The organism is Erwinia sp. (assembly GCF_031978025.1).
Lineage (GTDB): Bacteria > Pseudomonadota > Gammaproteobacteria > Enterobacterales > Enterobacteriaceae > Erwinia.
In genome coordinates this window covers 1-6,827 of sequence record NZ_DALZCD010000237.1, presented here as the reverse complement: position 1 = coordinate 6,827, position 6,827 = coordinate 1, and the positions used below count along the sequence as shown (strand labels likewise).

Annotated in this window: 8 protein-coding genes; 3 read left to right on the top strand and 5 right to left on the bottom strand. The window is 57.1% G+C overall.

The features are described 5' to 3' along the window. Positions 1-1,893: ATP-dependent DNA helicase DinG (gene dinG / locus RTK32_RS16815; RefSeq protein WP_312045981.1), on the bottom strand; the 1,893-nt coding region annotated here is incomplete at its 3' end. Between the two features lie 127 nt (positions 1,894-2,020). Further along, positions 2,021-2,797 (bottom strand): DUF3750 domain-containing protein, encoded by a 777-nt coding sequence (locus tag RTK32_RS16810; protein ID WP_312045979.1) that lies wholly within the window; start codon positions 2,795-2,797, stop codon positions 2,021-2,023. Positions 2,798-2,937: 140 nt separating this feature from the next. Between RTK32_RS16810 and RTK32_RS16805 the strand changes: the two genes are divergently transcribed. Continuing rightward, positions 2,938-3,264 (top strand): hypothetical protein, encoded by a 327-nt coding sequence (locus RTK32_RS16805; RefSeq protein WP_312045977.1) that lies wholly within the window; start codon positions 2,938-2,940, stop codon positions 3,262-3,264. A 117-nt stretch (positions 3,265-3,381) separates the two neighbouring features. Here the strand turns inward: RTK32_RS16805 and RTK32_RS16800 are convergent, their stop codons facing one another. After that, positions 3,382-3,912, bottom strand: a complete 531-nt coding sequence (locus RTK32_RS16800) for a GNAT family N-acetyltransferase (RefSeq protein WP_312045975.1) — start codon at positions 3,910-3,912, stop codon at positions 3,382-3,384. A gap of 217 nt (positions 3,913-4,129) precedes the next feature. Here RTK32_RS16800 and RTK32_RS16795 point away from each other — a divergent pair, with 217 nt between their 5' ends. Together RTK32_RS16795 and RTK32_RS16790 are read left to right on the top strand one after the other, a co-directional pair. Continuing rightward, positions 4,130-4,861 carry a MerR family transcriptional regulator gene (locus RTK32_RS16795; RefSeq protein ID WP_312045973.1) on the top strand — a complete coding sequence of 244 codons (732 nt, stop codon included), beginning with the start codon at positions 4,130-4,132 and terminating at the stop codon, positions 4,859-4,861. A 123-nt stretch (positions 4,862-4,984) separates the two neighbouring features. Then, the gene (locus tag RTK32_RS16790; RefSeq protein WP_125288804.1) at positions 4,985-5,089 is read left to right on the top strand and encodes a protein YohO; all 105 of its coding nucleotides are present in this window, start codon (positions 4,985-4,987) and stop codon (positions 5,087-5,089) included. On the opposite strand, the gene RTK32_RS16785 is transcribed toward RTK32_RS16790, so the two are convergent. Beyond that, positions 5,076-5,801 carry an ABC transporter permease gene (locus tag RTK32_RS16785; RefSeq protein WP_312045970.1) on the bottom strand — a complete coding sequence of 242 codons (726 nt, stop codon included), beginning with the start codon at positions 5,799-5,801 and terminating at the stop codon, positions 5,076-5,078. The genes RTK32_RS16790 and RTK32_RS16785 overlap by 14 nt on opposite strands. Before the next feature lies 1 nt (position 5,802). After that, positions 5,803-6,735: an ABC transporter ATP-binding protein gene (locus RTK32_RS16780; protein ID WP_312045968.1), complete on the bottom strand. Its 933-nt coding sequence runs from the start codon at positions 6,733-6,735 to the stop codon at positions 5,803-5,805. Positions 6,736-6,827 lie beyond the last annotated feature (92 nt).

The window sequence follows — 6,827 nt, the reverse complement described above, 5'->3', positions numbered from 1 at the left end:
TTTCAGCCATTCGCCCTCGGTCAAAATAACCGGACTGTCCACCGGCGGGAAAGCAATTTTATGAATATGCACCTGCGACAGCAGTTCCCCCTTCAGATCCAGCCCTTCGGCAAAGGATTGCAGCCCCACCAGCACGCTGGTCTCGCCCTGCTGTACCTTTTTACGGTGTAGCGCCACCAGCGCCGGACGCGGCTTATCGCCCTGCACCAGCAGCATCAGCCGCAGCTCCGGCAGATAAGAGATAAACTGCTGCATCGCCCGTCCGCTGGCAAACAGCACCAGCAGGCCTTTGTGTTTACCTTCTTTAATCTGCTGCCGGAAAAAGTGCGCCATCTCCGCCAGATGTTCCACTTCGTTAGCCAGCATCGGCTCATAGCGCATCTGTGGAATAATCAGCTTGCCCTGCTCCACATGATTAAAAGGCGAATCCAGCGCGACAAAACGGTCGCCAGGCTTTTCGCTCAGGCCGGCCATCTCCTGCAGGCGCTGAAAGCTGTTCAGCGAGCGTAGCGTGGCCGAGGTCAACACCACATGCGGAATTTTACGCCACAGCAGTTTCTCCAGCTGTTCGCTGACGCGAATACCCGCGCAGTGAAACAGCAGATGCGCGTTCCCTTCACGCAGTTCGCGAGTCACCCATTTGGAAACCGGCGCGCCGGAGGCCTGCGCCATGGAAGCCAGTCGCCACAGCTTGCTGCTGGCCTCAAACCAGCCCAGCGCACGGTTCATCTGGATCAGCGTGCGGTGCAGGCGAACCACGTCGAACTGACCGGTTTTTTCGCTGAGGTCGTTTAGTAATGCCTCGGCCAGCCCGCGGAGTCCGTCACTCAATTTGAACAGGCGTGCGCACAGCGTCATCACCTCTTCCGGCAGCTGACCCATCTCGAAACGGTATTCGCCTTCCTGATTGCCGGGCGGCAGCAGCTGTATCAGAATGTGTGACAGCTGCTGGAGCTGTTCACGGACTTCTTCGCAATGGGCTTTCAGCCGCTCAGGGTTGCCAAGGTGCGGCGGCTTTTTCGGCCGGAACTGCGCCATGCACTGCTCGACCAGACGACAGAACAGATCGAGCTGCAGGGTGCTCCAGGCGGGCGTGATATCCCCGCTCATTTCCAGCGCATCGCGCGCCACGTCAGGCAGATGGTGTCCTTCATCCAGTACCAGCAGCAGATTTTTTGGCGGCGGCAGCACCGATTCCGTTTCCAGCGCGGCCATCACCAACGCATGGTTCGCTACCACCACATCGGCATCTTCTATTTCCCGGCGGGCTATGTAAAAAGGGCATTCACGGAACCAGTGACAGTTGCTGCCCAGGCAGTTGGCCTTGTCGGTACTGATGCGCTGCCAGAGCGAATCCTCAATGGTTTCTTCGCAATGGTCGCGCAGGCCGTCCCACTGGTGCCGATCGAGGTTTTTCGCCAGCGTGGTGCAGAGCGCTCGCTCATCCTTGCTGGCGGTCATGTCGTCATCCAGAAACAGCAGCAAATCGCCCTGTTTCTCTTCGTCACCCCCCAGTGCAGACAGATTACGCGGGCAAACGTAGCGGCCCCGGCCAAACGCGGCAGTGAAGCGCAGATCGGGAATGATCTTCTGCAGCAGCGGCAGATCTTTAGTGAATATTTGATCCTGCAACGCCACGTTAGCGGTGCTGACCACCAGCGGCTTATCTTCCGCACGGCTAACGGCAATGCCGGGGATCAGATAGGAAAGCGTTTTCCCGACGCCGGTCGGGGCTTCAATCGCCAGATGACGCCCTTCTTCGCCCGCCAGCGTTTTTGCCACTTCGGCAATCATCTGCCGCTGCGGCGCTCGGGAAATAAAATCGGGGATTTGCTGCTGGAGAGCCTTATACCAGCCGGCAATTTGCGCTTTTAACGCGGCATTTAGCGCCATATCAACCACTTTTTATTGAAACGACCTGTATTTTTACACAGTATTTCGTTCAGCAATAGCCCCTGAAGGGGAATCCTTCGGCGCGACCCGCAACTTAGGGATGTTCGCGCCTGAGAATCGGCCGGCTTTACTCGCTGCTGTCTGTTTCGACCTTGCTGGTGCCCAGCCTGCCGGTAAAAGGCAGCCGCAGCGCCGGGTGCTTAAAATCGATGCCGAAATTAAACGCCAGCACGTTAAACTCCACACCTTCTTCCACGCCCAGCGTCAAACCCAGCACGCCCAACAGCGAGACCTGCACGCCTTTGCCTGATGAGGGCAGGCCCACCGGACGGTTCAGCGGGCGGAAATCTTTACCGATAGCGTTAGCGGGCAGATCGAGCTTCAGCTCCGGCACTTCTCTGCCGATATGGGCCAGAAAAGTGTTGCTGTTCGGGCCCGGCCAGACGCGATAACTGTGCGGCCAGGGATAGCTACTGATGGCCGCTTCGATCTCCGGGATCATTGCTGCCGCGCGCGCGCCGCGATGATCGACCAGAAGCCTGGGCTTAGCGCCAAACCAGTAGCCGTCAGGCAAAGCGTAATTATGGCGGATCACGTTGCTGCTGCCCCAGCTGACCACCTCGTAGCGGTGATACTGGGTTTCGCCGGCCTTTTTAAAAATGATCCAGGGATGAACGGCGAGCAGGCCACGCCAGCCGAAAGTCGGCGCGGTATAAACCTGAACGATAGCCGTATCAATAAACTTTTGCGGATCGGGTGCCATCTCTGCCGAATCCCGTCGTGCCGTAGCCCAGTGCTGGCCCGTGAGGGCGACGCCGCTGTGGGTCGCCTTAACGTAGCTCTGCGCGAAAGAGAGCAGCAGCATGCAGATAAAACTGATACTTATCACTTTTACAAGAAACATAATACCTTTGGCTGCCCGCCGCTGCGGGTCGAATCAGAGAGTGGGATAACATCAGCGAGCAGCGTACTGTCGCTTAAGGCGTGAGCAAAATCACATTACTGAAAATCGCCGGGGCAATCAATCTTTAGCGGGTGAACGCTTTGATGAGCGGCATTCATCAAACAGATCGCGGACTCCTCCGTTTTGCTCTGGCGGCTACCCATTCAGTGCCGCCAGCTTTTGCAAATCAGCGTGACGGCCTTTTTACCCTGATTAATACCCAGTTATTACTGATAATCACAATATCAGGAAAATGTTTGCAAACCTTCCCGCTGATACGTGCATCCCGGCCAGCTCAGGAAAATAAAGACGTGGTGATGGCTTACTTTAAAACCGCCGATACCAGGGCCTGCATGATATTCAGCGGCACGGCGTTTGTTTTTACGTTAAATCGCCTACGCCACGCGGCATGCCTTTTTTGCCTATAATTCGCCGGGGGAGAAAGCGCTTTCCCTGCTGCCCGCCTGCAGCGCTCAGCACTGCAAAAAAGACAATACAGATTTAACGGGTACTTTTATCTGTCACCCGCACACCAATGGCGGTCGCTATACGGCGGCCGTGAGCATTTTGTACATCACTGTAGTCGCCTCGTATTCGCCATGGATAGAAACAGCAAACTGCGGGATCTGGCCGCAAATTTGCCAGCCCTGCGCCAGATAAAGCTGTTCGGCGGCATCGCCGGATCGCGTATCCAGCACCAGCAGCGTTTTGCCCTGCTCCGACGCCAGCTGTTCGGCGCGACTTAACAGTTCTCGAGCAATACCCTGGCGCCTGGCATCAGGATGCACCAGCAATTTAGCTATCTCTGCACGGTGGGAGCCATTTGGCTTACCGCAAAATTCAACGATCGCCGTGCCGACAATTTCATTCTTTCGGCGTGCAACCAGCAGTCGCTTTTTGCCGCTGGCGAGGCAGGTAACGATCTCGTCCCAGAACTGCTTCATGGGCTCAGGGTCATGGCTGATAAAGCCAATACTGGCCCCCAATGCCACACAGGCGCTCAATACCTTGTATAATTCATCCCGGGCTTTGTCGGCCGCTTCTGCCGTCAGCAGCGAATAGGTAACAGAGGTCATAGGTAGCAGGTCGTCCTGTAAATCGTGCTTTGGCGGCACGTGAATTAACGGGTAAACTATATTTACAACGCGCAACGGAACCTGAATGCTTTCCGGCTCGTTTTAACAAGATATACGATGCCGTGCAGCGCCCGGCAAGTTGTACAAGAAAATAATAGTTGTACAACAATGAAGAGTTGGTTAGGCTCGGGGGAGTCAAACAGGTTTAAGGAAAGGCATGGCTTTATACAGTATTGGTGACGTCGCCGAACGCTGTCGGATAAACCCTGTTACGCTACGCGCGTGGCAGCGCCGCTACGGTTTGCTCAAACCGCAGCGTACCGAAGGCGGCCATCGTCAATTTGATGATGAAGATATACAGCGTATTGAAGAGATTAAACGCTGGATAGAGAGTGGCGTACCGGTCGGTAAAGTTAAAGCGCTGCTCGAAGGTGAGAGCGTTAACGCGCATGACGGCTGGATGACGCTGCAGGAAGAGATGATGGCGGTACTGCGACATGTCAGGCCCGCGAAGCTCCGGGCGAAAGTTGCGACCGCCGGTCGGGAGCATCCGGCAACGGCGTTGATCGATCATGTTTTTATCCCTATCCGTCAGCGTCTGAACCTGGATCAAAACACTGCCAGAACCATGTGCAGCCTGCTTGACGGCATCCTGATCGATTACGTGACCTTTTGCCTGGCGGGCAGCCGCAAGAAGACCGGTAAGGACGCGCTGATTATCGGCTGGGGCACGGAAGATCGCACCCGCATCTGGCTGGAAGCCTGGCGTTTATCCCAGCAGGGCTGGCGTATGGAAGTCCTGCCCGAACCGCTGGAACTGCCGCGCCCCGAGCTTTTCCCCGGTCAGCAGCTGTTTATTTTTACCGGTAAACCTCTGACGCGCCGCCAGCAGGAGCAGATAGTGCACTGGCAGGAGCAGGGCTACGCCGTGACCCATCAGGCCGGTTAATTTATCATTGCCAGCATCCTGCTGGCTCCGCTTTTTTCTCCTGATAAAATCCGCAAAGGCTTAACGTTCGCTAATCAAAAGCGATATACTTTGCTCTCTTTTTCACGGCAGGCGGATCACGGTATGAACTGGCAGAAAATCGGCGTAATTTTTATCTTCTTAATGATGGCGCTGGGCGGTATCGGCGGCGTCATGCTGACCGGCTACACCATCCTTATCCGCGCTTAATTCGCCGTAGCAGGCGCTCGAAAAGGCGGTCCGTTAAGATCGCCAGCAGCGCTACCAGGCAGGCTCCCTGCAGGATATAGGCGGTATTAAATCCGCTCAGGCCGATGATAACCGGCGATCCCAGCGTGTTGGCGCCCACTGTCGAGGCGATCGTTGCCGTGCCAATGTTAACAATGACCGAGGTGCGGATCCCGGCCAGGATCACTGGCGCAGCCAGCGGCAATTCTACGTTAAACAGGATTTGCCGCGGACTCATGCCAACCCCTGCGGCCACCTCTCGCAACGTTGACGGCACCGCACCGATCCCGGCCAGCGTGCCCTGTAAAATCGGCAGCAGACCATACAGCAGCAGCGCAACCAGGGCTGGCTGCTCGCCAAAGCCGATGACCGGCACCGCCAGCGCCAGCACGGCAACCGGTGGAAAAGTTTGCCCTGCAGCTACCAGCGTTTCCACCACCGAGCGAAACGCCTTCCCCGCCTGACGAGTAACCGCAATCCCCGCGCCCAACCCGATGACCACCGCAGCAAAGCTGGATAAAGCCACCAGCCGGATATGTGCCAGCGTCAGTCGGATAAAGCTTTCCTGCTGGTAAAGCGGTCTGTCGAGCTGGGGAAAAGCGCGTGCGAACAGTGGGCCGCTATAGGGCATCAGCAGCAGCAGCGCCACGAACAGCAACACCAGCCAGAGAAGCGGATCGCGGAGCAGGCGCATGTTATTGCTGCCTCTGCCGCAGCAAATCGGCAAAATGCAGCACGCCGAGCGGCTGTTGATTTCTGTCCCGCACCGCCAGCCGGTCGGTACCGCGTGCAATAAACAGCGACAGAGCTTCACGCAGCGTCAGCGTTTCCGCAATACTCTCTTCCTCCAGCCATTCGCCGCGCCGGGCCGCCTCACCCACCAGCCCCAGCGAGAGCAAACGAATCCCCCACTCGCTTTGGCCGAAAAAGCGACGGACGAAATCGTTGACCGGCTTGGTCAGCAGCGCCGTCGGCGTGCCCTGTTGCACCACTTTGCCGCCGTCCATTAACACCAGCCGGTCGGCCAACGCCAGCGCCTCATCAATATCGTGCGTGACCAGCACTATCGTCTTGCCGGAAAGGCGATGGATCCGGGCAATTTCCTGCTGAAGCGTGGCGCGAGTGACCGGATCGAGCGCGCCGAACGGTTCGTCCATCAATAACACTTCCGGATCGGCCGCCAGCGCCCTCGCTACGCCAATGCGCTGCTGTTGCCCGCCGGAAAGCTGATGCGGATAGCGATCGCGGTAAGCCTCCTCCATATTTAATAAGGCCAACAGCTCGCTGACGCGCGCGTCAATTTGGGGCCGGCTCCAACCCAGCAAGGTCGGGACAGTGGCGATATTTCTCTCTACCGTCCAGTGGGGGAAAAGCCCCGTGGACTGGATAACATACCCCATCCGGCGGCGCAGCGCCTGTGGGTCGAAGCGGCGTATCTCTTCCCCACCAAAGCGTATCGCGCCTTTATCGTGTTCGACCAGGCGATTGATCATTTTCAGCGTGGTCGATTTCCCGCAGCCGGACGTGCCGATAAGGACGGTAAATTCGCCTTTGGCGATATGCAGCGTCAGGTCGCTGACCGCCGCCTTGCCCGCAAAATATTTACTCACTTCGTTGAATTCAATCACGGCGTTGTGTCCCGGTGACGGAAAGTAAAAGCTTAAACAGGGCATCCACCGCCACCGCCAGCGCGATAACAGGGACCACCCCCAGCATGACC

Coding starts and splice junctions, on each gene's coding strand:
- RTK32_RS16810 (WP_312045979.1), bottom strand. CDS start 2,797: ATGTTTCTTGTAAAAGTGATAAGTATCAGTTTTATCTGCATGCTGCTG.
- RTK32_RS16800 (WP_312045975.1), bottom strand. CDS start 3,912: ATGACCTCTGTTACCTATTCGCTGCTGACGGCAGAAGCGGCCGACAAA.
- RTK32_RS16795 (WP_312045973.1), top strand. CDS start 4,130: ATGGCTTTATACAGTATTGGTGACGTCGCCGAACGCTGTCGGATAAAC.
- RTK32_RS16790 (WP_125288804.1), top strand. CDS start 4,985: ATGAACTGGCAGAAAATCGGCGTAATTTTTATCTTCTTAATGATGGCG.
- RTK32_RS16785 (WP_312045970.1), bottom strand. CDS start 5,801: ATGCGCCTGCTCCGCGATCCGCTTCTCTGGCTGGTGTTGCTGTTCGTG.